Annotated in this window: 31 protein-coding genes, 1 tRNA gene and 2 pseudogenes; 16 read left to right on the forward strand and 18 right to left on the reverse strand. The window is 59.9% G+C overall.

Annotated features, from left to right (window positions below):
• Positions 1-23 precede the first annotated feature (23 nt).
• Positions 24-272: a hypothetical protein gene (locus AC244_RS29050; protein WP_053252298.1), complete on the forward strand. Its 249-nt coding sequence runs from the start codon at positions 24-26 to the stop codon at positions 270-272.
• A 114-nt stretch (positions 273-386) separates the two neighbouring features.
• Here AC244_RS29050 and AC244_RS29055 read toward each other — a convergent pair whose 3' ends face one another.
• The 3 genes from AC244_RS29055 to AC244_RS38365 form a co-directional block, all read right to left on the reverse strand.
• Positions 387-923: a GFA family protein gene (locus tag AC244_RS29055; protein WP_053252299.1), complete on the reverse strand. Its 537-nt coding sequence runs from the start codon at positions 921-923 to the stop codon at positions 387-389.
• Positions 920-1,555 (reverse strand): TetR/AcrR family transcriptional regulator, encoded by a 636-nt coding sequence (locus AC244_RS29060; RefSeq protein WP_053252300.1) that lies wholly within the window; start codon positions 1,553-1,555, stop codon positions 920-922. Before AC244_RS29060 ends, AC244_RS29055 begins: the two co-directional genes overlap by 4 nt.
• 329 nt (positions 1,556-1,884) lie before the next feature.
• The gene (locus tag AC244_RS38365; RefSeq protein ID WP_234717059.1) at positions 1,885-2,538 is read right to left on the reverse strand and encodes a DUF930 domain-containing protein; all 654 of its coding nucleotides are present in this window, start codon (positions 2,536-2,538) and stop codon (positions 1,885-1,887) included.
• A 1,059-nt stretch (positions 2,539-3,597) separates the two neighbouring features.
• Here AC244_RS38365 and AC244_RS29070 point away from each other — a divergent pair.
• On the forward strand, positions 3,598-4,515 hold the full coding sequence (locus AC244_RS29070; protein ID WP_053252302.1) for a PhzF family phenazine biosynthesis protein: 918 nt from the start codon (positions 3,598-3,600) through the stop codon (positions 4,513-4,515).
• A gap of 340 nt (positions 4,516-4,855) precedes the next feature.
• A tRNA-Lys gene (locus AC244_RS29075) sits at positions 4,856-4,931 on the forward strand.
• A gap of 89 nt (positions 4,932-5,020) precedes the next feature.
• Here the strand turns inward: AC244_RS29075 and AC244_RS38370 are convergent.
• The 5 genes from AC244_RS38370 to AC244_RS29095 form a co-directional block, all read right to left on the reverse strand.
• Positions 5,021-5,665, reverse strand: a complete 645-nt coding sequence (locus AC244_RS38370; protein WP_234717060.1) for a tyrosine-type recombinase/integrase — start codon at positions 5,663-5,665, stop codon at positions 5,021-5,023.
• 98 nt (positions 5,666-5,763) lie between these two features.
• On the reverse strand, positions 5,764-6,099 hold the full coding sequence (locus tag AC244_RS38375; protein WP_234717061.1) for a hypothetical protein: 336 nt from the start codon (positions 6,097-6,099) through the stop codon (positions 5,764-5,766).
• An 87-nt stretch (positions 6,100-6,186) separates the two neighbouring features.
• On the reverse strand, positions 6,187-6,420 hold the full coding sequence (locus AC244_RS29085; protein ID WP_053252329.1) for a hypothetical protein: 234 nt from the start codon (positions 6,418-6,420) through the stop codon (positions 6,187-6,189).
• Positions 6,421-6,467: 47 nt separating this feature from the next.
• Positions 6,468-6,989 carry a DUF1643 domain-containing protein gene (locus tag AC244_RS29090; protein WP_053252330.1) on the reverse strand — a complete coding sequence of 174 codons (522 nt, stop codon included), beginning with the start codon at positions 6,987-6,989 and terminating at the stop codon, positions 6,468-6,470.
• Positions 6,990-7,268: 279 nt separating this feature from the next.
• A complete protein-coding gene (locus AC244_RS29095) occupies positions 7,269-7,463 on the reverse strand; it encodes a hypothetical protein (RefSeq protein ID WP_053252303.1) in 195 nt (64 codons plus the stop codon).
• 463 nt (positions 7,464-7,926) lie between these two features.
• Here AC244_RS29095 and AC244_RS35820 point away from each other — a divergent pair, with 463 nt between their 5' ends.
• Positions 7,927-8,244 (forward strand): thermonuclease family protein, encoded by a 318-nt coding sequence (locus AC244_RS35820; RefSeq protein WP_321166240.1) that lies wholly within the window; start codon positions 7,927-7,929, stop codon positions 8,242-8,244.
• 398 nt (positions 8,245-8,642) lie between these two features.
• Here AC244_RS35820 and AC244_RS29100 read toward each other — a convergent pair whose 3' ends face one another.
• Complete coding sequence (locus tag AC244_RS29100) at positions 8,643-9,077, reverse strand: hypothetical protein (RefSeq protein WP_152976160.1); 435 nt, start codon at positions 9,075-9,077, stop codon at positions 8,643-8,645.
• A gap of 316 nt (positions 9,078-9,393) precedes the next feature.
• Between AC244_RS29100 and AC244_RS29105 the strand changes: the two genes are divergently transcribed.
• From AC244_RS29105 to AC244_RS29110, 3 genes are all read left to right on the forward strand, one after another.
• On the forward strand, positions 9,394-9,714 hold the full coding sequence (locus tag AC244_RS29105; RefSeq protein WP_053252305.1) for a hypothetical protein: 321 nt from the start codon (positions 9,394-9,396) through the stop codon (positions 9,712-9,714).
• Positions 9,715-9,855: 141 nt separating this feature from the next.
• Positions 9,856-9,945 carry a BA14K family protein gene (locus AC244_RS38380; protein ID WP_234717063.1) on the forward strand — a complete coding sequence of 30 codons (90 nt, stop codon included), beginning with the start codon at positions 9,856-9,858 and terminating at the stop codon, positions 9,943-9,945.
• 356 nt (positions 9,946-10,301) lie between these two features.
• On the forward strand, positions 10,302-10,664 hold the full coding sequence (locus AC244_RS29110) for an SPW repeat protein (protein WP_053252306.1): 363 nt from the start codon (positions 10,302-10,304) through the stop codon (positions 10,662-10,664).
• Between the two features lie 838 nt (positions 10,665-11,502).
• On the opposite strand, the gene AC244_RS29115 is transcribed toward AC244_RS29110, so the two are convergent.
• Together AC244_RS29115 and AC244_RS35830 are read right to left on the reverse strand one after the other, a co-directional pair.
• A complete protein-coding gene (locus AC244_RS29115) occupies positions 11,503-11,895 on the reverse strand; it encodes a VOC family protein (RefSeq protein ID WP_053252307.1) in 393 nt (130 codons plus the stop codon).
• Positions 11,896-12,031: 136 nt separating this feature from the next.
• Positions 12,032-12,247: pseudogene (locus AC244_RS35830) on the reverse strand (transposase domain-containing protein); the annotation flags it as partial.
• A 306-nt stretch (positions 12,248-12,553) separates the two neighbouring features.
• Here AC244_RS35830 and AC244_RS29125 point away from each other — a divergent pair.
• Both AC244_RS29125 and AC244_RS29130 read left to right on the forward strand, forming a co-directional pair.
• The gene (locus AC244_RS29125) at positions 12,554-12,733 is read left to right on the forward strand and encodes a hypothetical protein (RefSeq protein ID WP_053252308.1); all 180 of its coding nucleotides are present in this window, start codon (positions 12,554-12,556) and stop codon (positions 12,731-12,733) included.
• The gene (locus AC244_RS29130; RefSeq protein ID WP_053252309.1) at positions 12,720-14,789 is read left to right on the forward strand and encodes a recombinase family protein; all 2,070 of its coding nucleotides are present in this window, start codon (positions 12,720-12,722) and stop codon (positions 14,787-14,789) included. Before AC244_RS29125 ends, AC244_RS29130 begins: the two co-directional genes overlap by 14 nt.
• A gap of 216 nt (positions 14,790-15,005) precedes the next feature.
• Here AC244_RS29130 and AC244_RS29135 read toward each other — a convergent pair whose 3' ends face one another.
• Complete coding sequence (locus AC244_RS29135) at positions 15,006-15,668, reverse strand: hypothetical protein (RefSeq protein WP_053252310.1); 663 nt, start codon at positions 15,666-15,668, stop codon at positions 15,006-15,008.
• Positions 15,669-16,122: 454 nt separating this feature from the next.
• On the opposite strand from AC244_RS29135, the gene AC244_RS29140 reads away from it, so the two are divergent.
• Together AC244_RS29140 and AC244_RS29145 are read left to right on the forward strand one after the other, a co-directional pair.
• Entirely contained in the window at positions 16,123-16,563 is a 441-nt protein-coding gene (locus AC244_RS29140; RefSeq protein ID WP_053252331.1) for a c-type cytochrome, read from the forward strand.
• Between the two features lie 158 nt (positions 16,564-16,721).
• Entirely contained in the window at positions 16,722-17,123 is a 402-nt protein-coding gene (locus tag AC244_RS29145; RefSeq protein ID WP_053252311.1) for a YkgJ family cysteine cluster protein, read from the forward strand.
• Positions 17,124-17,540: 417 nt separating this feature from the next.
• Here AC244_RS29145 and AC244_RS29150 read toward each other — a convergent pair whose 3' ends face one another.
• Complete coding sequence (locus tag AC244_RS29150; RefSeq protein ID WP_053252312.1) at positions 17,541-18,029, reverse strand: hypothetical protein; 489 nt, start codon at positions 18,027-18,029, stop codon at positions 17,541-17,543.
• A gap of 168 nt (positions 18,030-18,197) precedes the next feature.
• On the opposite strand from AC244_RS29150, the pseudogene AC244_RS38790 reads away from it, so the two are divergent.
• Positions 18,198-18,349, forward strand: a pseudogene (locus tag AC244_RS38790) (entericidin).
• A 153-nt stretch (positions 18,350-18,502) separates the two neighbouring features.
• Here the strand turns inward: AC244_RS38790 and AC244_RS29160 are convergent.
• Entirely contained in the window at positions 18,503-18,907 is a 405-nt protein-coding gene (locus AC244_RS29160; protein ID WP_053252314.1) for a hypothetical protein, read from the reverse strand.
• 292 nt (positions 18,908-19,199) lie between these two features.
• Between AC244_RS29160 and AC244_RS29165 the strand changes: the two genes are divergently transcribed.
• Entirely contained in the window at positions 19,200-19,541 is a 342-nt protein-coding gene (locus tag AC244_RS29165) for a hypothetical protein (RefSeq protein ID WP_053252315.1), read from the forward strand.
• 464 nt (positions 19,542-20,005) lie between these two features.
• On the opposite strand, the gene AC244_RS29170 is transcribed toward AC244_RS29165, so the two are convergent.
• Positions 20,006-21,199: a methyltransferase gene (locus AC244_RS29170; RefSeq protein WP_053252316.1), complete on the reverse strand. Its 1,194-nt coding sequence runs from the start codon at positions 21,197-21,199 to the stop codon at positions 20,006-20,008.
• A 154-nt stretch (positions 21,200-21,353) separates the two neighbouring features.
• Here AC244_RS29170 and AC244_RS35840 point away from each other — a divergent pair, with 154 nt between their 5' ends.
• Positions 21,354-21,500 carry a hypothetical protein gene (locus AC244_RS35840; RefSeq protein ID WP_414735962.1) on the forward strand — a complete coding sequence of 49 codons (147 nt, stop codon included), beginning with the start codon at positions 21,354-21,356 and terminating at the stop codon, positions 21,498-21,500.
• A 426-nt stretch (positions 21,501-21,926) separates the two neighbouring features.
• On the opposite strand, the gene AC244_RS29175 is transcribed toward AC244_RS35840, so the two are convergent.
• Together AC244_RS29175 and AC244_RS29180 are read right to left on the reverse strand one after the other, a co-directional pair.
• A complete protein-coding gene (locus AC244_RS29175; RefSeq protein WP_053252317.1) occupies positions 21,927-22,181 on the reverse strand; it encodes a hypothetical protein in 255 nt (84 codons plus the stop codon).
• Positions 22,181-22,618: a hypothetical protein gene (locus AC244_RS29180; RefSeq protein WP_053252318.1), complete on the reverse strand. Its 438-nt coding sequence runs from the start codon at positions 22,616-22,618 to the stop codon at positions 22,181-22,183. Before AC244_RS29180 ends, AC244_RS29175 begins: the two co-directional genes overlap by 1 nt.
• 252 nt (positions 22,619-22,870) lie before the next feature.
• On the opposite strand from AC244_RS29180, the gene AC244_RS29185 reads away from it, so the two are divergent.
• Complete coding sequence (locus AC244_RS29185; protein WP_053252319.1) at positions 22,871-23,119, forward strand: hypothetical protein; 249 nt, start codon at positions 22,871-22,873, stop codon at positions 23,117-23,119.
• Between the two features lie 465 nt (positions 23,120-23,584).
• Here AC244_RS29185 and AC244_RS29190 read toward each other — a convergent pair whose 3' ends face one another.
• Entirely contained in the window at positions 23,585-24,274 is a 690-nt protein-coding gene (locus AC244_RS29190; protein ID WP_053252320.1) for a helix-turn-helix transcriptional regulator, read from the reverse strand.
• A 192-nt stretch (positions 24,275-24,466) separates the two neighbouring features.
• On the opposite strand from AC244_RS29190, the gene AC244_RS36855 reads away from it, so the two are divergent.
• On the forward strand, positions 24,467-24,766 hold the full coding sequence (locus AC244_RS36855; protein WP_152976161.1) for a hypothetical protein: 300 nt from the start codon (positions 24,467-24,469) through the stop codon (positions 24,764-24,766).
• Positions 24,767-25,714: the final 948 nt, after the last annotated feature.

Consider the following 25,714-nt stretch of genomic DNA (forward strand, 5'->3'; position numbering starts at 1 on the left):
CAGAAACCTCATACCGGTAAAGCATGAAGACACTCGGACGCCTCATCCTGTCCGCCATCCTGGCGTTTATCTCCAGCCTGATCGTCTTGGGACTGTTTCTTCCCGTTTACGGTGTTTTCGAGGGCGGGACACATAACTGCCTGAAGGACGGTTTGGGGACGTGTTTCTCCATGATCCCGCTGAGCGTGCTGATTTACGGACCGTTGTTTTCCATCGGCGGTGTGCTGATCGGCACGCCTGTCTTCATGACGGTACTCGCATGGCGCGATTGATTTTTGCGAGCTGAAGCAGCTGTTCACTGCCGCCGGCGCGCCATTTCAGGTCCGGCAGGCATGCCGGCAGGGTGGGGCGGGTGGCACGGCCCCCTGCCATCCCGCCATCCGCCGTTACGCCTCGATCTTGCGTGCGATCGCGATCTTCGGATTGCGGAAGCCCATGGCGATCCAGGCCCAGAGAAGCTTGGCGTAGAAGGACATGGTGTGGGTCTTCAGGTTCGGAATGTCTTTTGGCAGCCGGGACGCATCGGGCAGGTCGCCGACCATGGTGCGCAGCTCGGCCTTCGGCCGCGTCTCTTTGGGCCAGAGGTGCAGGTAGAGGCTGAGCCAGTGCGCACCCTTCATCTCCAGGAACACCGGCGTGTTGCAGCAGGTGGCGATGACCCGGCGGGAGCCGGCGTCGGCCGACAGCCGGAATTCGCTGAGGTTTTCCTCGCCCGAGACGATCGTGATCCGGTCCTTGCGGTACTCCGCGCTGGGGGTCGCTTCGTAGGACGTCAGGATGTTGCGGGCGCCGGGGAGGGCCGCGAGACGGGCGGCAGCCGCCCGGCAGCTGTCGCACAGGCACTCGGACACGAGGATCGGCGCTCCCTGCACCTTGAGCCGTGTCTGTCCGCAGGCGCATCCGATATGGGTCGTATCGCTCATTTCGCATCCTCCTCAGTGACGTGGAACAGGTGTCGGATATAGCGGTCGAGATGGTCGAGGCTTTCGCGGGCAAGCTCGGGATCGTTGCCGGCCTTGGCGAGCACGAAGCCGCCCTGGATGACGGCCTGCGTGTGCCGGGCAAGGCTCTCGGCCGTCCAGTCACTGATGATGCCGCGGTCGCGGCGCGCGGCCTCGATATCGGCCTCCAGCGTGGCGGTATGGCCAAAAATGCTGCGGCCGCAGGCATCGCGAATGTCGGGCGCGCTGGCATAGACCTCCTGCGCCAGGGTGCCGACCAGACAGGTGAACTCGGCGATTTCGCCCATGATGATCGCCTTGCGGAAGGCGACATAGGCGAGGATGCGATCGAGCGGGTCGGCCGGCGCGTGATAGGGCGCGGCTGCAAAAAAGGCGGTCGTCGTTTCTGCCCAGTAATAGGCCGCCGCTACGCCAAGCGCATCCTTGCTGCCGAAATGGTGGAAGAACGCGCCCTTGGTGACGTCGGCAGCGCGGCAGAGGTCGTCGACGCTGGTGGCGGCGAAGCCCTTGGCGCGGATGATGTCGCGCGCCGCATCGAGCAGCCGGGTCCGTGCGCTGCCGCGTTCGGGCGATTGTTTGGTTGGTCTGGGCATGGTTTAACATACCATACGGTCGGTATGTGTCAATGAAGCGCGTTTGCTTGCTGCGTACCCAAGTGATCAGGCGGGCGCTAAAAGTGATCGCGATGCGGCTGTGAAGCTGGCATTTGCACCACGGAAGCGGCGGGACCTGACGAGCGACGCGACGGCTGATCCGGTTCCCGGGTTCGGTACCAGTGGTGTAAATGCTTGAATCGATTCAAGGAATTACACGGCATATTTGATGCATTGCAGCATCTTCGTGTGCTCCAGTTTGGCGCACGGCGCCATAACGGTTTGGCGCCGGGCGCCACACGTGCTGGAGCGTTGCAGGTTCGCGACCGTCAGTCCGCGGCGGCGTCGGCGATGGGAAGCCCGAGGTCCTGCCATTGCTCGCGCGGGATCGCGTCGCCAACCCTGAAATCGAAGCCGACGACCGCTTTGCGATCCGGCGCGACCGAGCAGGAATAGGCGATGCGCCACCATTGCCGCTTGCTGCGAAATGCAGCCCCATTGGCCTTCAGCGTCTCGCCCGACAGCTTCACACCCGATAGGGCGTAGGCGACGAGGAAATCCGGATCGAAGTAGGCCTTCCAGCGGTGGACCTGCTCCATCGCCTCCAGATTGCACAGTTGCACGACGCGCTCTTCGGGTGCGAGCTGTGCCAGACCCTTTCGCGCCTGCCGGCTGCGGGGCGAAGCGAGGATGCTGGCGGAATAGAGTTTTTCGGCGTGCACAATGCCCGGTGGCTGCGGCACGGGCGTGTTGGCGACGCCGTGCCCGCCGGGCGTCTCTGAGCGCGTCGTGCCCTCGTGCTGCGGTTCGGTCGCCGGCAGGCTTGCTTCGGCGGTGGGTGGGGCTTGCTTCGGCCTTTCCGGCATTGGCGCCAGGATCTCGACATCGATGCTGTCTTCGGCGCCGGGCAGGGGCATCAGCTTGGGCGGCAGGCGCGAGAATGCCGTGAAGGCGAGGGCGTGCAGTGCCAGCGCGAGCGCCAAGGCCCACCAGATCGTCCTGTCATCTGCTCGCCGCCGCATGGGTTATACCAACCTGCGCTGATATTGACCTCTTGCGTGGGACCGTATGCGGTCATCCGGCGAGGAGCATACCGCAGAGCGATGCCTTACAGCGCCGCGCGTCAAATATGACGCGCAAAGGACGCTGTAACGCTTTAAACTTGCTGCATAATTTTATCCTTAAATCGGATCCGGTTTAAGGAATTATGCAGTAGCATCGGTCGAGGATTGCGACGCTGCCGGTGGCCGACAGACGGACCACCCGAAGGGCCGGGCGCTTTTGGCCTCCGGACGGCGTCGATAATCCTCACCGGACCAAATGGTCCGGTTGCGGTTGTCTCCTTGCCGGAAACCAAAATCGCTCCGGCGCAAGAGGTCAATATCAGCGCAGGTTGGTATTAGACGACGTTGTCCAAGGTCGGTTTCATGCCTTGTGCTTTTGCTCCGTGCTTCATGCGTGTGGTGATCCCGAAACCGCGGCACACTTTCGGCCGACAGGCTTAATACCAACCTGCGCTGGTATTGACCTCTTGCGTGGTCCGTCTGCGGTCGTCCGGCGAGGAGCATACCGCAGAGCGATGCCTTGGCACTGGTCGAGGATTGCGACTCTGCCGGTGGCCGACAGACGGCCCACCCGAAGGGCCGGGCGCTTTTGGCCTCCGGACCGCGTCGACAATCCTCACCGGACCACATGGGTCCGATTGCGGTTTTCTCCTTGCCGGAAACCAAAATCGCTCCGGCGCAAGAGGTCAATACCAGCGCAGGTTGGTATCAGATCAACACCAAATCGGCCGGGTGGTCGAGCCTTGTCGGCTGCAGTGATCACTTTCCCGGCACCGGCAGGGGGCGTGGTCGCACAATTGCGGCTCCGACGCGTGCTTGGGAAGCCAATGGCGCCAACGTTTTCGGGCTATCTTCGGCACGATACGGAGGGGGGATCCCGATCGCGGTGAGCCCGGTGCGTGGCGGCGTTTTTACGCTTGCCGCCCGGGCGATGACATTGCAAGTTCGTGGCCGAGCTATATTCGCAAGGGGAAATAAATGCCGCTCAGCTACGCGATCTACGATGTCTTCACGCGGAACCGGCTGGAGGGCAACCCGCTGGCCGTCGTCTTCGGGGCGGATGCACTCGACGATCAGGCGATGCAGACGATCGCGCAGGAATTCAACCTTTCGGAGACGGTGTTCATCCGCCGGCCGGGCGGAGCGGCGCATACGGCGCGGCTGCGCATCTTCACGCCGGGACGCGAGCTTCCCTTTGCCGGGCATCCGACCGTCGGCGCCGCGGTGGCGATCGCCGAAGCAGCGCACGGCGCGGCTGAGGACGGCGCCGATCTCGTGCAGGTGCTGGAGGAGAAGGTAGGGCCGGTGCGCTGTGCCGTGCGCATCAAGCCGGGCGAGGCGAGCTTTGCCGAATTCGACCTGCCGCGCAAATCCACCCGGCTCGACGCCCGCTTCGATAAGCAGGCGCTTGCCGACGCGCTGAGCCTCAAGGCGTCGCAGATCGGCTTCGAGAATCATGTGCCGTCGTTCTGGAGCGCCGGCGTTCCCTTCGTCATGGTGCCGATGCATGATGTCACTGCCGCCGCTACCGTCGAGTTCGACCCGCAGCGCTGGGAGCAACTGGCGCCGCTTGCCGAAGGACGCCTGGCGTCCGCCTACCTCTATTGTCGCGGCGGCATCAACCACACGGCGCGGTTCCACACCCGCATGTTTCGGCCCGAGATGGGCATTGCCGAGGATCCGGCAACCGGTGCGGCCGCCGCCGCTCTCTCCGGCGCCATCCACCATTTCGACCAGCTGGTCGACGGCCATCACCCGTTCCTGATCGAGCAGGGGGTGGAGATGGGCCGGCCGTCCTTCATCCACCTGCATCTCGACGTGACGGGCGGCCAGATCAACTCGGCGCGCATCGGCGGCCATGCGGTGAAGATCGCGGTCGGCGAGCTTTTGCTTTAAGCGCGCTGCGCAGGAGCAGCCAAATACGGCGCGCCTTGGAACCTTGCTCCCATGCGTGTCATTGTCCCGAAGCCGTGGCCCGCTTTTGCGCGCATGCATTCGCCGCGGATGCCGAATCCGAAGCCATGCAGTGGAAACGACGGCGTGTTGTTTCAGAGACTTAACGTGCGCGCCCGGAGCGCGATTGGCGGGAAGGGGCGCAGACCCCTGTGGAAAAACCCCGTTTTCTGCCCCTCTGAAATTTTTTCCAAAGAATTTTAAAAAGGACGCTAGACAAGCCGAAAGAACGCCTTTATACGCCCCTCCAGACCGCAGCGACAAACACCGAAGCGGTCCGGATGGGTGATTAGCTCAGTTGGTAGAGCAGCTGACTCTTAATCAGCGGGTCCACGGTTCGAGCCCGTGATCACCCACCAAATATCTCTTTGAAAACGCTGATTAAATTCCAATTTTCCTGCTCTCTAGAACGTTGCCAGTTTCCAACAATTTGGAAACGGTTTCCAATTCACGTTCCGTTCTTGTTCCGGAAAGCAGCCGGTTCAATCTCGCTCCAGCGAGCCTCCATAAGCTTCATTGCATCCTTCGCCAATGACCTCAGCGCGACCTCTCGGCCGTAGTGCTGAACCATCTGCGCCGACATGTTGCAGATCGCCCCGACCTGGTTCTCGGTGCACCCAACTTCCAACAGATTGATGACGGCGTTTTTCCGCAAACCGTGGAAGACGATGCGTTCCTCCCGAAACTTTTTGAATTCGTCCTTCTTCATCAGTTTCTGCCATTCGGTCCGAAACCCGTCGGCTGACTTGTAGGAGAGGGCGCGTGCGCCTGCATGGAGCATGACGCTGTCCGACTGCGGGACGCGATCGATCCACTTGCGATAGGCGAAATGCACCGGGATCCAGACCGTCTTGCCCGCTTTCTGTGCCTTCACCGCAATCGTGTTCTCGGCAGCCTTCGGCTTCGTCATCGCGAGCACGTCGCCCTGGCGCTGCCCGGTAAAGAACGCTGACATGGCAATCATCTGCATGTGGAACGGGGCATGCTCGAGCAGGATCTCAAATGACCAGCTCGGCCACGGCACCCAAGGCTCTCCGCCGGGGATCTTCTCGGTGTGCTGGATGACATTCGTGGTGCAATAGCCGCGAGGCACTCCCCACGACACCAGCCGGGACAGGAATGCTCGAAATTGATTGCCCTTGGCAGGCGTGTCGCCGAACTCGTCGATCGCTTCCTGGGCGTCAACGGTTGTCAGATCGCCCGGAAGATCGTCGCCCCAAATCTCTTTGATGATGTCGCCGGAGTCTCATATCCGCGTTTCGTGGAGGCGGCGAGAACCAGCCATTTCGGATTGTCGTCGCTCTGAAACGCCTCGACGAGCGCCTTGAAATCCTTGATGCCCTCACGCCCGCGTTTGATGAAAGCCTCATGCGCTTTCTGAGCTTGCGGCCAGAAGTCCTTGTCTTTGGAATCAGGAAGGCGCTTGCCGTCGAGCAGGAAACCCTTCTCATCCCGGTCCAGGGCTTCGCAGATGGCCAGGCGCCCTGAGAATTCCTTCTCTAAGGGCGGAGCGCGAATGATGGCCAAGCAGCCTTGGTGTTCCGGAACCGCGTGTAGAAGGTGTAGACGGTCTCTGCGCCGCCGCGACGGCGTTTTGTCACGCGATGGACGTGCTTAGGCAGCGCTACCGTTCCGCTTTTCCCTGATCTTGTCACGGAACTTTGCTCCCAATCCAGAAGTTGCGGTGACCGTGCCAAGGTTCATGGCCTTGTCCAGATCGTCGCGATACCAAAACTTTCTCCGAGTGCTGTCAACGATGCGCGGCTTCGGATAGGTCGTGCCGACGCGCTCGAGGAAGTCCTCGACGTGTTTCTCGCCGCAATAGCCGGCGGCGACGTCGGCCGTCATCCGCGGCGGCCAGCTCCCAGGCGGAATGATTGACGCGCGGCGAGCGGTCATGACTGGACCTCATCCGGCTTCGGCGCGAAGTATTCCTTGGGCTCAGTACTTGCTGCGACATAGAGCGGGTGTACCGGATGCCCTTCTGCGGTGACCTTGAGCACGGCTAACGGGAAGAACTCGAAATGTTCGGCGACTTCCCTGCCACGGTCATGAAGCACCCCGTGCGTTCCCCATGCACAAATGATCTTCCGCGCGCTCTGCGCTATTGCAAGCAATTGCCGGTCGTTGTCTGGTCCAACAGGGTCTGGGTGACTGTAGAGTGCCTTGGGATCGGTGGACCGCAGGGCGAAAAGATTTCCGACTATCAGTGCTCCGAAGCCCCACGACTTGGCGAAACCGACGCATCGGCGGATAGTCGGGTCGTCAACGTCGGCGTCTGCGGTCGAAGGGTTGAGCATGATGAACGCAACTGCCGGCAGGTCTGCATCCCATCGACGCTCAAGCCGGTATCGGTAATCGCCACATTTAGAGTTGCGGGTGGCTTCCAACTTCATTTCATCGGTGATCTTGGTCATGCTGCCCTCCGACGCGTGAAGCCAGTCAGGAAAGGGCGCGGCGAGGATGGACGTCATGCCTGACGCCGCTCCAGCCGGCGAAGGAATTTGCCAATCAAGCGGCCCACTAGCATGTGGCTGGAGATCGAAACGGCCACGGAAAGCCCACCAGAAATAATAATGTAGAGGGGGTATACGCCGGCGAACTATGCAACGATCGGTGGTTTAGTTCGAAGTAAAAGTAAGTCACGAACGGGATGCTAGTGGCGAAAACCTGACGCTTGGTACCCGTGACAGTGCTTAGATCAACTTGGCGAGCTTGGCGCCGTAGTAGCTCAATCCACCGGTGACGATGAGGCCGACCCAACTTACCCACATAGGAACTGTCCAGCCGTCGATGACAACCGACCAACCTGTGAGAATGCGAACCAAGTGCACCACTGCAACGATCCCGAATATTGCGGCCGCAATCGTCAAGAAGGTCTTCTCGGTCATCGGAAGCTCCTCGTCTCAGAAACAAATAGTCTATATCACACGCGCATCAGGGTCGTCTTGCGCCGTCTAGCGAGGGTACCAAGCGTCAGGCTGATACCACTAGCAACCGGCAGGCTAGGACGAGATCCGCTCGGGACGCTAGTGACAGAAATGCTAGTCAAGATTTCGGGGTAGGGCGGCTCGGAACCAATGGACCCCAGAGCGCTGCTTTGCTTGGGGCTGGGGCGTCACTCTGGGATCACTAGCGCCAATGGTGCGGTTGGCGCTCAACCAGCAATGGCAGGACCAACTAGATTCGGCAATGCAACTAAGACCTTTGTTTGCATGGATCGGACTTAAGTCCTAGGTTGTGCTTTCCGCCGGCCGCATGCATCCCAAGCAGCGGCGAAGCTCTCGATCATTCGTCCGTCTTGTGGCTCTGACTTCAACGATCGCAGTTGGGGCCGGTGTTGCGTACGGATGGATGAGTTCGCCGCCCTCAGATGTGGTGGCCTCCTTCGGAATCTGCGGTTCTGGCGCGCGAGAAACGTGCGTCGTCGATGGTGACACCTTTTGGCTCAAGGGCGAGAAGATCCGCCTGCCTGATATCGACGCCCCGGAAATAAGCGAACCGAAGTGCGCCTCGGAGCGAGCCCTGGGTGAAAGAGCAAAGCATCGGCTGACCGCGTTGCTGAATATGGGGCCATTCGGTCTCAAGCGAGGAGTGCGGGATGAAGATAGGTTCGGACGGAAGCTGCGAACGGTTTATCGAAACGGGAATCTCTCGGCTCACTTCTGGTGACAGAGGGGTTGGCGCGTGAGTGGTCTGGTCGTCGCGAGCCTTGATGCTGATGAGTTTCACAATTGCGAAGATCGCTTTAAATGGTTGTCAGAAACGGTTTCCAATTCGCGATATGTTCCGGTGTTTCTCGTGCCATATGAAAAGCACGTTGGAAACCAATTTACTTGCGTCGCGCCGTTTTGAGCTTAAATTCAATGACTCTTAATCAGCGGGTCCACGGTTCGAGCCCGTGATCACCCACCAAAACTTCCTTACGCCGCTGATTTATTTCCAAGTTTTCAAATTCTGCACATGTTCCGATCGGGTAACCTGCCAAAGCTTCGGCGTTTGCACGAAGGCTTGCAATGAACCGCGTGCATCGTGGCGCCGCGCTGAAAGCGCGCCGCAGCTTGCCTGCGCTACGGCTTGTCGCCAGGCGGTTGGCGCCGCTCCGCATCCTCGACGACTTTGAATGGAAACGGGTCTGCATGGCTGCTGATTTCGCTGATAGTCAGCCGGCCGTCAGCCACCACGTCCAGAAAACGTCGGCAAACGTCCTCTGCCTGGGCGGTTCGCGTCGAGAGCAACGCTCCTTCCAGCTTGGCGTCCAACAATTGCGGCATCAGCAGCGGCCGGCAGATCTTGATCCACTCTTCCATGGCTCCGGGGCGCTTGCTGAAAGACTCAGCGGCTGTCTTGAACTCGGCATCCGTTATCTGCTTCGGAGCCGTCCTTGGGGCGAAGAGATAGAGTGCGATCGTGCATAACAACCCGATTGCCATGTTGGCGGCCAGTAGACGGAAGTTCATCGTGTGCTTACGAGAGATAATGTGTTGCCCTCGTAGATAGTTCAACCAAGCCTTGCATCCAAGTGGTTGGCTAAACTTTACCTCTCCTTGCCAATGGGACGGCGCTTTAAGGTAACGGCGATACTCCGGCAAAGCATATCCTCGAGTGGCGCCGGTGACGAAGGCAACGCCCTCACTGCGCCCCAATGGCGGCCACCATCAAGACAGGTTTTAGGCTCTTCCTATCGCGTCAGCGCGTCCAGGCCGACAGGACGAACGGGCTGATGTCGGGATCAAAGCGCTTGGATGCGCGTTGCTTGGGCAAAAAATCCGCACGCCTCCCATCTTGAAAATTCGCGACCGTCGGATTACCGGATATCCCATGAAGATCGTCACCGGAATCGCCTTTGCCGTTGCTGCCCTTTTGCTTGTTTCGTCCTGCAGCGAAACCGGCCCGTCCGGGGATGCCCGGGCCGGCGTGGAAAAGGCGCAACTGACCGAGAAGGCCAAGCCGAAGCCTGCCAGCGGCAGGAAGGGCAAGGCTGCGGCGGCGGCCGAGGCGCAGGCACTGGCTGAAGCGCGCAGCCCAAGACAGTGCAAGACGCCGAAGAAGCAGTGCAGCTATGGCGCGGGTCCGGCCGGCGAGCCCTGTTCCTGCTGGTCGAGCGAGGGCTCACCCGCAATGGGCGTGACCATCAAGTAACACCGGCGCGATCCAGGAAAAGCGGGGCGATCATCGGCGGCGCGATCGGCAGCCAGCAGCCTCAGTACCGCGAGCCGCAATATCGCGAACCCCGTATCGCCCGGCACAGGGCGAGTACAGTTCTGCCCATGTCGCTGGTGTCTGTCGCGCTATCGCAGCTACCGGCCCTATGACAACACCTATGTGTCGAGAGCAGGCGTGAGAGCGCAGTGCATGTCGCCCTGCTATTAACCGTGGACCATCAAGTGGTCTGTCTGGCCCCATCAGCCGTTTCCGGTTGGTGGGGTCTTTTTGTCGGGCGCATGGCCGAAGAGGATCGTAAAGCCAAGACTACCAGCCCTACCATGCGGCACGGGCGGAACTGCTGTCGCGGATGGGGCAGGTCGACGAGGCCGCCAAGGCCTATGCGGTCGCCATCGCTCTCGCCGGCTCGACAGCCGATGCCGCCTTCCTGCGGCGGCGGGCCGAACGTCCTTTATGAACAGCCACTTGAAGTTTCTACTTGCAACAACCATTTCGAATCCAGGGCGTGCAACTGCGCGCTGGCAGTGACGCCTTGGTGAAACTTCATTCGTGGAGGCTGTCAAATGGCGTACAAGTTCATGGAAGGCAAAAGAGGGCAGGATTGGTGCAATCTTGCGCTCGCAGTGTGCCTTTTCCTTTCTCCCTGGGTGATCGGGTATAGCATGGAAACCGTTCCGGCTTGGAATGCCTGGATGGTTGGGCTTGCGCTTGCTGTGCTGGCCTACGCTACGCTCTCGGTCTTCGCAGAGTGGGAGGAGTGGGCCAATCTGGCGCTTGGCGCATGGCTGGTCGTGTCGCCTTGGGTGCTCGGCTATACGGCCAATATGAGCGTGATGTGGACGCACGCCGTCCTCGGACTGCTCGTCGCCGCCGTGTCGGGCTGGGCGGTCTGGGCGCATCGCCACGATCCGCATGCGCATGCGTGAAAGAGCATCGTCTGGTAATCCATGATGGCCCCAGGGGGCGCAAGCCGAAGGGGTCCATCATGGACGAATGACGGGTTTGATCGAAGGCTGCTCAAGAGACTGATGGCACTTGCTTTCAGTGGAGCTGGGCGTTGTGTTCTCATGGCTCCGTGTCTGGTCGGCCCTACTGCATGTTTCCTCAAATCCTATCCGATTTAAGGACAAAAACATGCAGCGATTCAAAGTGCTACGGCGACCCTTGCGCGTCTGATAAGACGCGCGGCGCTAAAGCGCGTCGCGATCTCCAGGATTCGCTTGTTGCGCTTTAAGCTCTTGTTCTTTTTGCATGTCGTTATCGCAAAACCGCGGCACACTTTTGCGCGACATGCATTAGGGCGGAGCAATGTCTTGCAGTGCCGGTTGGCCCGTTGGAATGAAATCGGAAAATCGCTGGAATGATAGACCAATGGAGAGCGACGATGCCGGCTTTCCGTTGCCGCCACGGTTCGGCTGTCTACTGCATGATTCCTTAAATCGGATCCGATGTACGCATCCGGGGACGGCGGCGTGAGTGTCGCATGCGCGGGGTGACGGCGTGCTCAGGCGGCCTCGGCGACTGCCGGTTTTTCGGCCTGGGGCTTCCAGTTCCAAGCCAGCAGATCGTGGACTCGCCAGATGAATATACGGTCAGCGCCCCACCGATTTTCTTCGCGGCGCGCCAGTCTTCGCCGGCGTATAGATCCGGCGCAGCAAGGGCAAAAACAACGAGTAACTTAGAATCCCTGCAATCGACTTTGCTGTCTATCGCGTCGTCCGACAGACCGGCGCTTGCAGCGGACGGAATTTCGAATCACCACGGTCAATCGACCGCAACGAATTCAACCTTTATTCGATCCGGATCTTCAACGAATAACGCGTAATAGTCCTTGCCGCCGTTCGCAAACGGATATTTCTCATCATAGAGACTGCGAATATTATTCTCAACGCAGTATTGTCTTAACGCATCGACGGCATCCCTGCCTTTGACCTTGAAGGCGAGATGATTAAGTCCGACGCCGCATCGATGGTATGGGTGTGATTCATACTTCTTGGCAACCTGCACAAAGGTTAGGTAGGCATCCTCGCCATTGATGAGCGTAAATCCGTCGTTCCAATGGCCCGATTTTTCGTAGCCGATTTTGGCGAGGATGTTTGCCCAGAACCCGTGCGAAGCATCGAGGTTTGAAACATAGATTTCGACATGATGCAGCATTCGTTACCTCGAGGAAGTTGAACAGAATACATGAGGGCGGTCGATCAGACGTGCAGGCGACCCTGTCGGGTCGCGCTCCCGGTTGCAGCTCTTACGAGCATTTGAGCCAATAGTGAAGGCACCGGATCAGGCAGCTTTAACTGCTGCGATCGTCAAAATTCCACGGAAGCAGGTCCTCGAGCGCGGTGATCGGCGTGTCGGCGATACGAGCGAGAACGTCGGCCAGCCATGCCTGCGGATCGACATCGTTGAGCTTCGCCGTCATGATCAGCGTCGCCATGAAGGCAGCGCGATCGGCACCACGATCAGAGCCGGCAAAGAGCCATGACTTTCTGCCAAGAGCAATGCCCCGTTCATTCTGCCCATGTCGGCGATGAAGTTGAGGTTCTTTATCGCTGGCATCCTTATTTTGGCCAGAGGGTTTCCATTCGCCGTGTTGAAGAACGAGCGACAGGCCGGTTTTTGAAGGTTCTGGGGCCGACAGGTGTCGTCATCGCGATCTCAGGGTGGATGATCGATCCCTTGGTCTGCCGCGGCATGACCATGGGAACGCCACGCGTCGATCTTGCGACGCTAATCGAATTGAACAGGCTGGTCTCTGGCGCCACCAAAGCGGCACCCTTCCGAAGTGGACGTAGAATCACTCAGGAGGACCATGATGAGATCCCGCAATACGCTGGTGCCGGCGTCGGGCCGGCAGCTCGACCTGATATTCAAAACCCGGATGCTCGACGGACTGAGCGACAAGGATCGCCAGAAGGCGATTTCAACGCTGGCTTGCCTGCTGATGCAGGCCGCAGGCCTCGTCGTCGAGGAGCTCAACGATGAGCAACACTGATTTGATGCCGACAGCGCTGCTCGCGCGCAAAGCCATCGTCTACGTACGGCAGTCCTCGCAATCGCAGGTCATGACAAATCTGGAAAGCCAGCGACGGCAGTATGATCTTGTTGACGTTGCGCGACAACACGGCTTCAGCGACATCGAGACCATCGACGACGACCTCGGGCGCTCTGCCAGCGGAACTGTCGCGCGCCCTGGTTTCGACCGTCTTGTCGCCCTTTTATGCGCTGGCCAAGTTGGTGCCGTCTTATGCTTCGATGCTTCACGGCTTGCGCGCAATGGTCGGGACTGGCATCACCTGCTCGAACTATGCGGCCTGGTCGAAGCCCGCGTCATTGACCATGACGGCGTCTACAATCCGTGTCGACCCAACGATCGGCTGCTGCTGGGAATGAAGGGCAGTATCAGCGAGTTCGAACTGGGCGTGCTGAGAGCCCGGATGCTCGATGCCGCCAGATCGAAGGCGCGCCGTGGCGAACTGCGACTTTCCGTTCCGTTCGGGTACATTTGGCATCGAGAGGCGGGGCTCGGGCTTGATCCGGATTTGCGGCTGCAGGACGTGATCCGGTCCATCTTTGCACGCTTCCGTGAGCTTGGAAGTGCACGCCAGGTGCTATTGTCGATGACACGGGACAATATCCACTTCCCGCGGCCGTCGGACGAAGGTCGCATGACCAGCTTTGTCTGGACGCCAGTCCGTTACCGGAATGTCATCGGCATCCTGAAGAACCCTTTCTATGCTGGCGTCTACGTCTATGGAAAGAGCGAGAAGCGGACAGCCATCGTCGATGGGAGGGCGCGGCGCAGCTACGGGCACGGCAAGCCGGCCGGCACCTGGGAAGTGATGATAAGGGACCATCACGAAGGTTACATCAGTTGGGAAGAGTACGAGCGCAACCAACAGCAACTGGCGCTCAACAATTATGGCCGTTCGGGCGGAGCCAAATCGGGCCGCGGCGGCAAATCGTTGTTGTCGGGTCTCCTGACTTGCGGACGGTGTGGACGGCGACTGAGTGTTGCCTATACGGGAAATCCACAAAATCCTGTCTATCGCTGCTATAAACAGAACCTGATGATGGGCTTGCCCCGTTGCATGACGTTCGGCGGCTCGAAGGTCGATGCGGCGGTTGCGCGCGAGTTGTTGCGCGCGGTAGAACCACTAGCGATCGAGGCGACTTTTGAAGCAGAGCGGATGCACCGGGAGCGACAGGAAGAACAGCGCCACATTCACGATCTGGAACTGCGGCAGGCCCGCTACGAGGCAAGCCTCGCCGAGCGCCGCTATGCGGCATGCGATCCAGACAACCGCCTGATTGCTGCACAGCTTGAGAAGAATTGGGAAACGGCGCTACGCCGCGTCCGTGATCTGGAAGTGCGCAAGCCTGCAGATAGTCCTTCAACCATCGAAGTTGACACAGGCACTTTCGCAAACCTCGCCGACAATCTGCAGGCGGCCTGGGAGTCGCCGGATGTCACCATGCGCGTGCGCCAGCAACTGCTGCGTACATTGATCGCCGACATTGTTGTCGATGTTGAGGATGAAGTGCGCGACGTGGTACTGACAATCCACTGGAAAGGCGGTCAGCACTCGGAACTGAGAGTGCGCAAGCCTCAGAGCGGTGAACACGGTTGCGCCACAACGGAAGATGCTTTGGCAGTGATGCGGAGCATGGCAGGACGCTGGCCCGATGAACATATCGCCGCGTCGCTCAATCGAATGGGTATGCCCACGGGTCAAGGAAAAACCTGGACCGCACACCGTGTCGCTTCCGTAAGGCGGGTCCGGGCCATTCACGCGTACAAATCAGCCGATAAAGAGGGCGAATGGCTTACCATGACAGAGGCGGCGGCGACTCTGGGCGTGACGAACCACAGAATACGCCACCTTATCAAGACGAACGTGTTGTCTGCCGAGCAGGTGGTTCCCGGCGCGCCGTATCAAATCCGGGCCAGCGACCTGGCTTCTGCGACGGTCCAGGCTGCGATAGCCCGAAAGGGTCGCCCGTGTCGCACCACTGACACGGAGACGCTTCCAATGTTTACAGATACTTAGAGAGGGAGTGCACAATGACTCAGGTCCGGCGAAGCCCCGCAGCGCCCGTTCGGCGGCATTATTCGTCAGGCAGACCCGACCGTCGCTTAATATGCAGCGAGTTTAAAGTGTTACAGCGTCCTTGGCGCCTCATAGTTGATGCGCGGCCACGATCGCGGGGCGGCGGCTTTCCGGACCGGGATGCGCCGTTGCGCCCACGGCGGCGCCGTGCCGGGTTTATGGGCAGCAGCCGAGGCGTTCGCAGGCGAATGCGTAGATCCTGTCGGGCAACTCGAAGACCTGCTGTGCGGTCTGCAAGGTGGACCAGACGATGCCCCTGACGTTTTCGGCGAACAAGGCGAGGAACGTTCCGATCGGTCCCTCCGCCAGCGGGCCGTGGATGCCGGCATGGCCGAGCGCCTCGTCGAGGTGTTGCGACTGCTCTGCGGTCATCTGCAGGACGTCGCCGGGCGCCAGGTCCTCCGGGTTGGGGATGCCGACACGGGCGAGCACAGCGGAAATCAGCAGTTTGCAGACCTGCTTGCAGGCGCGGCAGGGCAGCTCGTTGGCAGCGCCGACGAAGGCGCCGCCAATGCGGGCGATGATGGCGCGGAAACGGCTGCCGCCCCGGGCGCGGATCTCCAGAAAAGCATCATAGGCCCGGCGGGCGGGCGGCATGACATAGAGCCGCACGCGATCGCCGAAGCCTTGGGCCAGGTTTTCGACATCCGGCCCGCGCAGCGTGAAGGTGACGTCGCCGGCCAGGATCTCCAGAAGCAGAACGATATGGGAATCCCCGTCGTCGAAAAGGATGCGCTCGTCGATTTCGACCCTGCCTTCGCCAACGAATTCCCGCACCTCTATCGTTGACTCGCGAATTTCGGTTCGTTGCAGAAACATGGCCGCCCCCAGGGTCGCAACTGGTGGGCGCATCGTACAATGAGCGGCGGAATCGGGACATTAGCCTTATCTGAGTATCGGCCTTGACGCTCTGAGTAAGCCTGGGGAATGACGCAACGGCAAGAGACATGCCTGCACTGCCCCACGAGGTTGACGCATTGCCGGGAGCGCCACTCCGGCGGGAACTTGGGTGACCAGTCCAGCCCACACAGCTCCGAGGGCGTTCCTTTGGCAATCACGGCTGAACGACTGCATGTTTCCTTAGATGTAGCCGATTTAAGGACAAAAACATGCAGCAATTCAAAGCGCTACAGCGACCTTTGCGCGTCTGACAAGACGCGCGGCGCTGTAGGTGAAGTCGACACGAAAGCGTGAATTGGAGGGTTGGAACTTTTGCGTGTACTTTAGTCGGGCTTCGTTATGCCGCTTAACCGCCATCAACAGGGGTTTGCTCATGAGAACGCTCATTCTTGCCATCGCCGCACTCGCGCTTACGGGATCCACCGCCTTCGCTGACCCAATTGCAGACCGCAAGGCTCTGATGAAGGAGCGCGGTAAACTGGTCGGCACCCTCGCTCCCATGGTCAAGGGAGAAAAGCCGTTTGACGCTGCCGTTGCCACGGACGCCCTCAAAGGCCTTAGCGAGAATGCACAAAAATTCGACGCTGACGTATTGTTTCCCGCTGGTAGTGAAACTGGAGGAGAGACGGCCGCCTTGCCGGCAATTTGGCAAGACATGCCCGCGTTCAAAGCGGCCGCCGAGAAATTCCGAGTGGATGTGGCCGCTGCCGTAGCTGCCAATCCGCAGGATCTCGACGCATTGAAGACGCAGTTCAATGCGGTGACCACGAATTGCGGCGCCTGTCACGAGAAATTCCGAATGAAGAAAGAGTGACCGGTTCGCCGCCTTGGTCGAGGATAATGTCCTGTAGGCTGTCGGCATCGTAGGTGCGGTGGCAGCACTTGCTTGGCCGGCAATCCTCGCGCGAGCTCGCAAGCCGGAGCCGTCGAATTTTCTGTCGCCTCCGTCTGCGAGATGATACCGACGCGCCCATGAACCAGACCTTATCTGCCGATCGCGCCTGCGGCACCTGCACGCTCTGTTGTCGGCTGCCGGATATCGATGCGTTGGCAAAACCGGCCAACGCATGGTGTGAGAATTGCGTCGAGGGGCGGGGCTGCCGGATCTATGAGCGGCGGCCGCAGCTTTGCCGGGATTTTCTCTGTCTATGGATGACGGATGAAGGGCTCGGGCCCGAATGGGATCCGGCGCGTTCGCATATGATGATCTACCGGCAAGGGCTGCAGATCACGGTGCTCGTCGATCCGGACTTTCCCGAGATCTGGAAACGCGAGCCTTATGCGCAGCAGCTCTCACGCTGGGCGCACGAGCCGACGACAGCGGGGCAATATGTCATCGTCTTCGTCGGCGATGCCGTCTTCAAGGTTGATTGAAACAACGACTACTGGATAATTTTGTCCTTAAATCGGATCCGATTTAAGGACAAAATTATGCAGCAAGTTTAAAGCGTTACAGCATCCTTTGCGCGTCATGTTTGACGCGCGGCGCTGTATGCCGCGGAAGAAAAAGCCCCGCGCGATGGCGGGGCAAGCAAGCACCCAAAATGGCTCAGGTGCGGGGAAGCGCAGGCCATAAAAGGAACGTACTGCGCGGTACGGTAAATACTATGCCGCCCTTGGGCTGGGGAAGGTCCGATTCGGCGATTCCGGTACGCCTGACGAAATAAATATGACGGACGGGCTGTGGCGGTGCCCGGCGGGCGCCCATAGACGAGTCGCAGAAACGCTCTATCGCTTTGTTTTTACGCATTTCCTGACGGAAAACCGCTGCGCACTTTTCCTGGACATGCTCTATTCCAGCGTCGACAGTTCTTCGTCCCAGGCTTCGAGGCTGCCCAGGATCTCCCTCAGCGTCTCTCTTCCCTGCACCCAGAGGCCTTCCGCCGGGATGGGCTGGACGTCGCCGCCGGCCGCCTGGACCGCGCTTCTGACCTCCTCCGGGCTTTCGCGCACATATTGGCGCTTTCCGCCGATATCGAGCGCCGAGCCGAGGCCGGGGACGTGGTGGTGGGGCGCAAGCGGCATCGGCCCCTTGGCCATGCGTGCATTGACCCAGACCGGCGCGCCGAGGCGATGGGTGAAACGACAGAGGGACGGCAGCTCGGCCCTGACGGCGGCGGCGACCGCCGTTGCCTCCTCCTGGACGATAAAGGTCTGGCCGGCATTGATCAGCGTGTTGCCGAGATCCTCGTCGAGGCGTGGATCCGTCTGGCGGATGCGCAGGACCTGGCTCGCGTCGAGATCCAGCGGGGTTCCACCTTTTCGCGCCAACATGGTCATGCCAACCTCTCGAACAGACGCCTCCAGATTGCGCCAAGTTTCGGGAGGTGTCGAGTGGGCGGTGCCGGCGTGAAACGGCTCTAGTCCTTGTTTTTATTGCCGGACACGTTGATTTTACCGGCGCACACGACATCTCCTTTGGAAGACGAACCCGCGATGGAGATGAGGATGTCGAAGGCCACCATCGCGTTCATATGTCTGGCGCTGCTTCGCTGTCGGCCTGCGGGAACACCGTGCGCGGCTTCCAGAAGAACGGCACCGAGGCCGGCCTTGCTCTCGACAATGCGACGCATCGCGTCCTGAAGGCGGGCGCTCAATAGAGAACGCCCGGCCTTGCCGAAGGATCGTCGAACCGATGCTCGCCTTTGCGGCTGGAGCGTTTCCGGTCTAAACGGAACCGCAGAAACGCTCTATCTCTTTGTTTCCAAGCATTTCCTGACGGAAAACCGCTTCGCACTTTTCCTGGAAATGCTTTAGCGCGACGGCACCGCCGTCGGGAGCGAAACGGTTTCGCTGCTGCCGAAGATGATGGCCGCAAACATAAGCACGCCGATAAAAATGATGATCGACGCGACGGCGACGACCGGCTCCAGCTGCGGGCTGCCGGTGAGCATCAGGTACAGCGACGGCACCAGCACGACGACGCCGGCGGTGTAGACGCAGTACTGGATCATCGCCAGGCGCTTCTGCGCCTTGGCGGGGTTCAGCGCGTGATAGCCCCCGAAGATCGCCATCGTCACCCATCCCAAAAGGTTTGCATGGGCGTGGGCGCCGATCGCGCTGTGATCCTGACCGATGGCCATGTGCAGGCCCATGGATATGCCGATGATCAGAAAGATGATCGCGGTCTTGAAATACAATTGTGCTAGGCGCGGCATGAAGTAACTCCCCTCTGTTCCTGCCCCGCTTGATTATTAGCATTTTTGCAGATGAATGCTGCCTGCCTTTATTGGGTATTTCCTGGGCGGTTCGAGCTGATGCGCCGATGTCTCGCAAGGATGCCGAGCGCCGCCACTTCCCCAAAATGCACGAGCTTTGAAGGCGCTGATGAGGCTTTGGCCAGGGAGGCGCGGGCGACCGGCGTCATTGGGGAGCCTTGGGGGGAGCCTTGGGCCGCTTTCATTGTTCGGAGTATATTAGTGTATACTAAACTACATGGAGGAGACGGACATGAAAGCGTCCATCCACAAGCTTCTGGCGGCAGGCCTTGTTGCGGCTGGCGCCCTTACGGCCTTGCCATCCGCGCCGTTGGCACAGTCGCTGGACCTTTATATCGGGCCGGGCGGCCCTGATCTGGAACTGCGCGACCGAGAGCGGAGATATTACGAAGACGAGTATGATCGACCTCGCTGTAGCCCGCGCCAGGCAATTCGTCGCGCCTCCAGGCTCGGCATTCGCGATGCAGAGATCCAGGCCGTTACGCGCCGGCAGATCATTGTCGACGGCGTACGGCGCGGCCGCTTCGTGACGGTTGCTTTTGCCAATAGGCCGGGCTGCCCTCGCATTGGATAAGGCTCGCAGTCCGCGCGCCTGCGCTGGACCTGCGACCTTTTCCGAGTGCAAAGCTGATCTAATACCAAGTCTCGATGATAGGAACCTATAGGACAGGCTCGATCGGGTTTTCTGGCTAGGAGAGGTCCGCGGAGCGATGCTCACGCATCCGTCAAGGATCTCGACGCCGCCAGAAAGCCCGAGAAGCCTGCCGAAGGTGGTCCATGGCTGGTCTCTGGCGTCGTTGCGATGCTTGCCCGATGCGTCAGCATCGCGCTGCGCACCGCGCCTAGCCAGAGACCAGCCATGGTCCATCCTATAGGTTTCTATCACCGAGACTTGGTATAACGGCAGCCCCAGCCGATAGCGGAGCATGTGCGCTTCCCGTCGCTGGTCACCTCGGTACAGCTGATTTCGGCGACAAACGCTGGCTCGCAGATCACCGCGTTCTTGCGCTACGCACCACGGATGGTGCGCTTGTCACACTATGAATGCGAATTGCCAAAGTAGGGCGGCGGCGTGAACCTTTGAACCTTTTGCAGCTTGCCGAAGATTGCCGCCGTCACGGAACCACCGAATGTGCGATTGTCTGCACCCAGATGGTTGAGCACTGTCGCGACAGGCTCTCCGTGCTCCTTGCCAGGATCTGCCCCCATCAGGGACTGTATTAATGACGAGCCAAAGCTGGGGCCGAGCGATGTCGCCCACTTATCATAAGTGGAGGCTGTCTCGGCGTGTGTTGGCACGCCGTTCCTTTCAACAATGAGCAAGCCACGCCGAATGCGAAGCAAGCGCCCATACCAACGCGGCAGCACGAAGGGCGCAAGCCATCTTCGAACATTGAACTTGATGCCACTTTCAACGCGCCACAATTCGATAAAAAGGCTCTGAAAGTCTTCGTGGTCTCCTCCTAGCCAAGCTCGCAGGTTCATGGCCAAACTAGCCTTGCTCCAGTCCTTCACGCATACGTTCATCTGAAGCATGCCGCCCCGTTTGAGGTGTTTGCTGAGCGAACTGAAGAACCGGATCAAGATCTGCTCCCCTGACTCCAGCGCGTTGCGGGGAATGAGCTCCATTCCAACTGGCGCGTTGAAAACAATCCGGTCGAATGTTGCTCCTTCAACGGCAGAGAAGAGATCAGACTCCAACACCTCAACATTGTCGACACCGTTCAACGCCATATTAAAGCTGGCAAGCATGAGCGCGCGTGGATTCAAGTCGAGCGCGACCACCCTGCTGCAATAGGTGGACATTGCAAGCGCAATGACGCCGCAGCCGCAGCCCATGTCGAGCCCGCTTTCGGCGGGTTCCCGCACCAGCAGGTTTGAGAGTGTCGGTCCTTCCCACATCGGATCGACATAGGTGTCGCGCTCATTCGTCTTGCGCACCGCACGCATGGATTGGCGGAGATCCGAAAAAACGAGATGCGAACCGATGAGCTGCGCCTGAAATCTTGAGCGTAGAAGCTCTCCTGACTGCTCGATAATGCCGAATCGCAATAGATCTCCGACTGCAGTCGGGTCAAGCTCACGATCGATCGCCGGCTGCGGTTGCGGATTTCCATGGAGCAACGACTTCAGGGCGCTTCTCTCGTCGGCTAGCGCGGTCTTCATGACCCGACCTAATCGTGCAATCGCGACACGATCCAACGGTACCCAGGTGATAGTAGGCAGCGCCATTTTCGTTCCTCTTCCACTCGGCTGGGCTCTCCAAAAGAAATCTACGGGGCATCTTCGTCGCCGGTCGATCTGCAAAAATGGCGTAGAACCCGTAGCAAAGGGAGTAGCCTGGCGGTTTCTGGAAGCGGTTCCGAGCCTGGAAACTCGGACGGCCTTGACGACAGCCGATGCGGCGGGGCTGGGCGCCTCGGAAGCTGTCCATCTCAAAGTCCGCGACATTGACGGCGAACGCCGCATCATCCGCGTCGAGCATCGCAATGGCGGAAAGAATCGCAAAGGCATGCTGTCAGCGCAGCGTTGAATCTGATTTGCTCCCCAAACGGACCACAGCCTAGAAAGATGCTGATACTATTTATTGCGGTCGTCGAAAGACATCCAAAATTTCTCCAGAATCATCAGAAGATGGAAAGCTGCAAACAGGCCAATTGCAGCAGTGACTATAGCTAAAACTATAAATGTATAAACTACGCAATTCTGACCACCCGGAAAGCATATATTATCGCCTAGATAATGAAACCACAGAAAATATACCAATGTTGCAGATAGTGCTATATGAAAAGCCTATATATTAATTCTCGTGACATAATGAGTTTTCGCCGTCGCAGGTGGAAGGGTCTGGTGTAAAAACGGAATGGTGTGCCGGCATAATCGAGAGGGATCGTTAAATTTGCGTACTTAGAGCTGCAGTCGAAAGGCATTCAAACGTCGCGTTTAGAATGCATCGCGATCATGATTGCTGAACGCGTCCTGCCGTCGCTGCGAGGTGGCGATCGGTGGTGCCTGGCACTGCTTCCGGCACGCGCGCGGCGGCGGCGGCAAGGGCGGCGCGCTTGCGGGCGGCCATCTCGTTGAAAGGGGCAAGGCCCATGCGCTCGATATAGGCAGCGATGGCTGCCTCCACTCCCTTGTCGTTGCCGGTATCCGTTTGCCAGAAGGCCTCCATGGCGGCAAACAGGGCCGACTTGTCGAGCGCGATATCCATCAGGGCCGGGCTCCGAACTGCTGGCGGTGATTGAGCGTGCCGTGGCCGGGCTGGCAGAAAGGGCGGGTCTGCTCGAAGCCGCCATGCGGAGCCTCGAAATCCGCGCACCAGCGTTCCCAGGCTTGCGACGTGCGCACGAAGGCGGGCAAGAGGTGTTCGTCATCCGGCGTGCGATCGAAATCGTCGAGCCAGGCGTCGGCGACGGTCTCGGAAATATCCTCGCCGTGCAGCGCGTCGAGGTCGAAACGGATGAGTTTTGTGGCGTGCTCGCCGTCATGGGCCTTCAGCCAATCGGCGGCAGTGGCGAAGATGGTGCCGAAGCAATCGCTTTCTTCGATGAAATGGCCGCGCCCAAGCGTGGTGACCGCGAGGATGATCTCGCGGCTCTGGACGAAAGGGGCCGCAAACGTGGCGTCTCGTGCCGGCGTCACTGTCATGCCTTCTCCTTGGCGAAGCACAGGGAGCGGGGAGCCGGAACGAGCCTCAAAGCGCGTTGCCGGATCCGGTTTTCCCTGTTTTCAACTGATGATCGCACCATAGGAAAAATCCTATCTAATGGTCAATAGGAAAAATATATTCGGCAGGATTTTTCTGACCAAACTGTCGATATCTCCTTATTTGTTCTTGTTTTGTTCGAGTGATTGAGTCAGCTTAGGGCTGCCATTGCAGATGGCAGAGAGGAGCATGACATGGTCACATACTTCGTCGTTCAGAGCTTCACGCGGGGAAATCGGGGTGCCTTGCTGGCCGATATCCCAGTGCAGGCGACAGGGGCCGACCACGCGCTCAGGCTGGCCGAAAGGCTGGCATCGACCAAGGTGGGCGTTGTCGCATTCAGCCGGGCAGGGGATCTGTCAACCGGCGAATTCGAGGATGCGACCATCCTTTTCATCGACGGCGACCTGCCGTCTGACGTGCAGGATGTCATGGCCGCATAGATGTGTGCGGCCACGCAGTGAGGTAAATCTGATCGGCGGTGTCGTGTCGGTTTGCCTCGCCGGTGTTGTCAGATCGTGCGCGATGAGGCGGCATTGGCATGGGGGGTGCGGTCAGTTGCTCGGCGCAATACCAGCCGGCGCTGATGTAAGGGGGTGCTCGAGCTTCGTGCTCGTCCGCGCGCTCTGCAGCACCAACGCCTGGTTATGCTGATGATCAGCCGTAGCCCGAGAGCCCCGTCGGTTCTTGGGCTTTTTGTTTGGTGTGGGCATACCTGGTGGGGCGCGGCGAACCGACGGGATCTGCTGCGCCTTGCCGCCGGTCACGCCGGCATTGGCAGCTTACGTTGCCTGAGGGGTGCCTGACGTAGGGTCAGGCGTTGCGTCGACGCAGAAAAACCTTTTATTTTTCAATAGATTATGGCGCTGTTTTGCGGTGCCGTCGCTGAGCTGCGATGCCAGGCGGCGTCAGCGGGCGCTGTATTTGCCGACGACCCGATGGCAAAACGACCATTCCACCCGGCTCTCGGTGAATTCCAGATAGGGATTGTACTGCTTCAGCGTCCATTCCCGGTCGTTGAACGACACCAGGCGCTTGATGATCGCCTCTGCATCGTTGGCGGGTGGCACGTGATAGAGCACGACGTCCTTGTCGCGGGCGGGTGGCAGGTGCGGATGCACCAGGGCCATGTCGCCGGGCTCGTAGGCCGGGATCATCGAGGTGCCGGTGAGGTAAATGCCATAGGCGCCCTTGACGCCTTCGAGCACCGAGGGGCGCTTGACGTATTCGACCGCATCGAAGGTGACGATCACATGGCCGTCGCCGCCCTGGGCGGCGACGAAGATCGGCAGATCGCGATGGCCGACGAGCTGCTCGCCGGGGACGATCTGCGGATTGAAGCCGGTAGGGCTGCGGGGCTGGCTGGCCTCGTCCGCGTTCGGCGTCGCGCTGATCAGGTCGGTGATCGTACGGACGTCGCGCTCGCGCAGCTCGCGCGGGCTCTCGCGCTCGACGAACTGCTGGATATAGGCGTGGTTCTTCCCGATCGCGATAGACAGATCCTTGTAGGTCGTCTTCTTCGCGTCGACTGCTTCCCGGATAAGGCGCCGCAATTGATCCATTGGAATGGCATCCCAGATTTCGTTTCCTACGTCCAATAGGATTTTTCCTCTTGATAAAACGATAGGATCCTATTATTGATAGGATATGAACGGAAACAAACAGTCAATCGCTTCTTACGGGACCGGGTTTGCCGGGTGCCGCTCCGACCCGGAGCGGGCCGACCGCAACCGACGTGGTGCCACGCTGGGTCGTATGGGCGACGACTGTATCCATGCTGGAGTGAGCCGATGACTGCCGCCAGAACCGCATCCCAGAACCGCATCAAGGCCAATCAACCGCGCCATGCGCCCGCCGCTCCGCCTGACGTTGCAGCGCGAGCTGGACGAGGCGTTCACGCCGGTCGCGCGAGACAGGAGGAAATGCTGATGTTCGGCCCGACTGTCGTCATTGCCTTTGCCGGTGGTTTGCCGCCGCCGGCTGAAGGCGAGGAGGGGTGTTTCCACCCCGCCCATCCCTCGGGCGAAGGGGCGAGGGGCGAAGGAATTATGGGCCGTTCGCTTCGTCGGCAACGACGGGCGACGCCATAGACGAGACTGATCGTCGTCCTGCTGCATGGTCCCCGATCTCTTCGGTGTGGGTGATATGTGCGCGTTGACAGCGTCCGTTGCGTGCCGATCCGGCACGCGGGCGCAGTCGCGGCGGCGATCACAGCGAGGGGCTGCTGCCCACCTCCTCCCCGGTGGCCCCTCGCTTCCATTTCGGCGCCGGCAAGCCGTTTCTGACGCATGCCCCCGATGATCGCACGCGATCTCGGTGCGTGATCATGCGCGGGTTCGAAAGGCTGGAGCTGCTTTGCGTGTCACGGCGGATGGGAAACATCCCGGGCGCGCAGTGCTCCAGCGCCACGGTCACGTGGCCGAACGCAGTCCTGCCTCAGCGAAACGCGAGCGGGGTTTCAGGCGGCTTGCCGGCGAGGGGCCGGAGGAAAACCAGATCAGGTGCAGAGCACGTGGAGACCGATCGTCGATCTTGGCGAGGCGAACCCGTGCGGAAATTCTTGAGGAGACGACGTCATGCGTGATGCGAATTTGCAGAGATTTCTCTGTGTGGCGGACCCGACAGTGGAGGAAAGGCCGGTGGCGTATGCGAACGCCTCGACCTCTCGTTCGTGCCGGGGCGAGGGCTGCCGGCGCGGCGTGGCTGTGCGTTCTTCGCGATGGGGCTGCGTGCCTGCAGCTGTTGTGCGGGGGGATCGTTGTGCGCTTTCGCCGGTGGCCGAGGTTTTGGCGATGCGCGTCCCGCTCGCTCGACGGTGCTCGTGTGCGGACCGGATCAACAGATTTGTGCAGCGGCATTTGCCGCATGCCGATGGGCACGTCGCGGCGGCGCCCGCCCTGACGGCCGAGGTCTAGGTCGTGTGGACTCTTGGGATTTCCAAGGGTGAGCAAATCAGATTCAAGACTGTCTTTTGGAGGCAGTCATGGGTGTTTTGGATCGTCTGATCCTTCGGGACGAGCAGTGGGAGCGGATATCGC

This window comes from Ensifer adhaerens (assembly GCF_001270265.1).
GTDB lineage: Bacteria > Pseudomonadota > Alphaproteobacteria > Rhizobiales > Rhizobiaceae > Ensifer > Ensifer adhaerens_B.

Excerpts from the sequence above, each read along its gene's own strand:
- AC244_RS29050 (WP_053252298.1), top strand. The coding sequence starts at position 24 with ATGAAGACACTCGGACGCCTCATCCTGTCCGCCATCCTGGCGTTTATC.
- AC244_RS29055 (WP_053252299.1), bottom strand. The coding sequence starts at position 923 with ATGAGCGATACGACCCATATCGGATGCGCCTGCGGACAGACACGGCTC.
- AC244_RS29060 (WP_053252300.1), bottom strand. The coding sequence starts at position 1,555 with ATGCCCAGACCAACCAAACAATCGCCCGAACGCGGCAGCGCACGGACC.
- AC244_RS29070 (WP_053252302.1), top strand. The coding sequence starts at position 3,598 with ATGCCGCTCAGCTACGCGATCTACGATGTCTTCACGCGGAACCGGCTG.
- AC244_RS29085 (WP_053252329.1), bottom strand. The coding sequence starts at position 6,420 with ATGACGGCCGACGTCGCCGCCGGCTATTGCGGCGAGAAACACGTCGAG.
- AC244_RS29090 (WP_053252330.1), bottom strand. The coding sequence starts at position 6,989 with ATGACCAAGATCACCGATGAAATGAAGTTGGAAGCCACCCGCAACTCT.
- AC244_RS29095 (WP_053252303.1), bottom strand. The coding sequence starts at position 7,463 with ATGACCGAGAAGACCTTCTTGACGATTGCGGCCGCAATATTCGGGATC.
- AC244_RS35820 (WP_321166240.1), top strand. The coding sequence starts at position 7,927 with ATGAGTTCGCCGCCCTCAGATGTGGTGGCCTCCTTCGGAATCTGCGGT.
- AC244_RS29105 (WP_053252305.1), top strand. The coding sequence starts at position 9,394 with ATGAAGATCGTCACCGGAATCGCCTTTGCCGTTGCTGCCCTTTTGCTT.
- AC244_RS29110 (WP_053252306.1), top strand. The coding sequence starts at position 10,302 with ATGGCGTACAAGTTCATGGAAGGCAAAAGAGGGCAGGATTGGTGCAAT.
- AC244_RS29115 (WP_053252307.1), bottom strand. The coding sequence starts at position 11,895 with ATGCTGCATCATGTCGAAATCTATGTTTCAAACCTCGATGCTTCGCAC.
- AC244_RS29125 (WP_053252308.1), top strand. The coding sequence starts at position 12,554 with ATGAGATCCCGCAATACGCTGGTGCCGGCGTCGGGCCGGCAGCTCGAC.
- AC244_RS29130 (WP_053252309.1), top strand. The coding sequence starts at position 12,720 with ATGAGCAACACTGATTTGATGCCGACAGCGCTGCTCGCGCGCAAAGCC.
- AC244_RS29135 (WP_053252310.1), bottom strand. The coding sequence starts at position 15,668 with ATGTTTCTGCAACGAACCGAAATTCGCGAGTCAACGATAGAGGTGCGG.
- AC244_RS29140 (WP_053252331.1), top strand. The coding sequence starts at position 16,123 with ATGAGAACGCTCATTCTTGCCATCGCCGCACTCGCGCTTACGGGATCC.
- AC244_RS29145 (WP_053252311.1), top strand. The coding sequence starts at position 16,722 with ATGAACCAGACCTTATCTGCCGATCGCGCCTGCGGCACCTGCACGCTC.
- AC244_RS29150 (WP_053252312.1), bottom strand. The coding sequence starts at position 18,029 with ATGACCATGTTGGCGCGAAAAGGTGGAACCCCGCTGGATCTCGACGCG.
- AC244_RS29160 (WP_053252314.1), bottom strand. The coding sequence starts at position 18,907 with ATGCCGCGCCTAGCACAATTGTATTTCAAGACCGCGATCATCTTTCTG.
- AC244_RS29165 (WP_053252315.1), top strand. The coding sequence starts at position 19,200 with ATGAAAGCGTCCATCCACAAGCTTCTGGCGGCAGGCCTTGTTGCGGCT.
- AC244_RS29170 (WP_053252316.1), bottom strand. The coding sequence starts at position 21,199 with ATGGCGCTGCCTACTATCACCTGGGTACCGTTGGATCGTGTCGCGATT.
- AC244_RS29175 (WP_053252317.1), bottom strand. The coding sequence starts at position 22,181 with ATGGATATCGCGCTCGACAAGTCGGCCCTGTTTGCCGCCATGGAGGCC.
- AC244_RS29180 (WP_053252318.1), bottom strand. The coding sequence starts at position 22,618 with ATGACAGTGACGCCGGCACGAGACGCCACGTTTGCGGCCCCTTTCGTC.
- AC244_RS29185 (WP_053252319.1), top strand. The coding sequence starts at position 22,871 with ATGGTCACATACTTCGTCGTTCAGAGCTTCACGCGGGGAAATCGGGGT.
- AC244_RS36855 (WP_152976161.1), top strand. The coding sequence starts at position 24,467 with ATGACTGCCGCCAGAACCGCATCCCAGAACCGCATCAAGGCCAATCAA.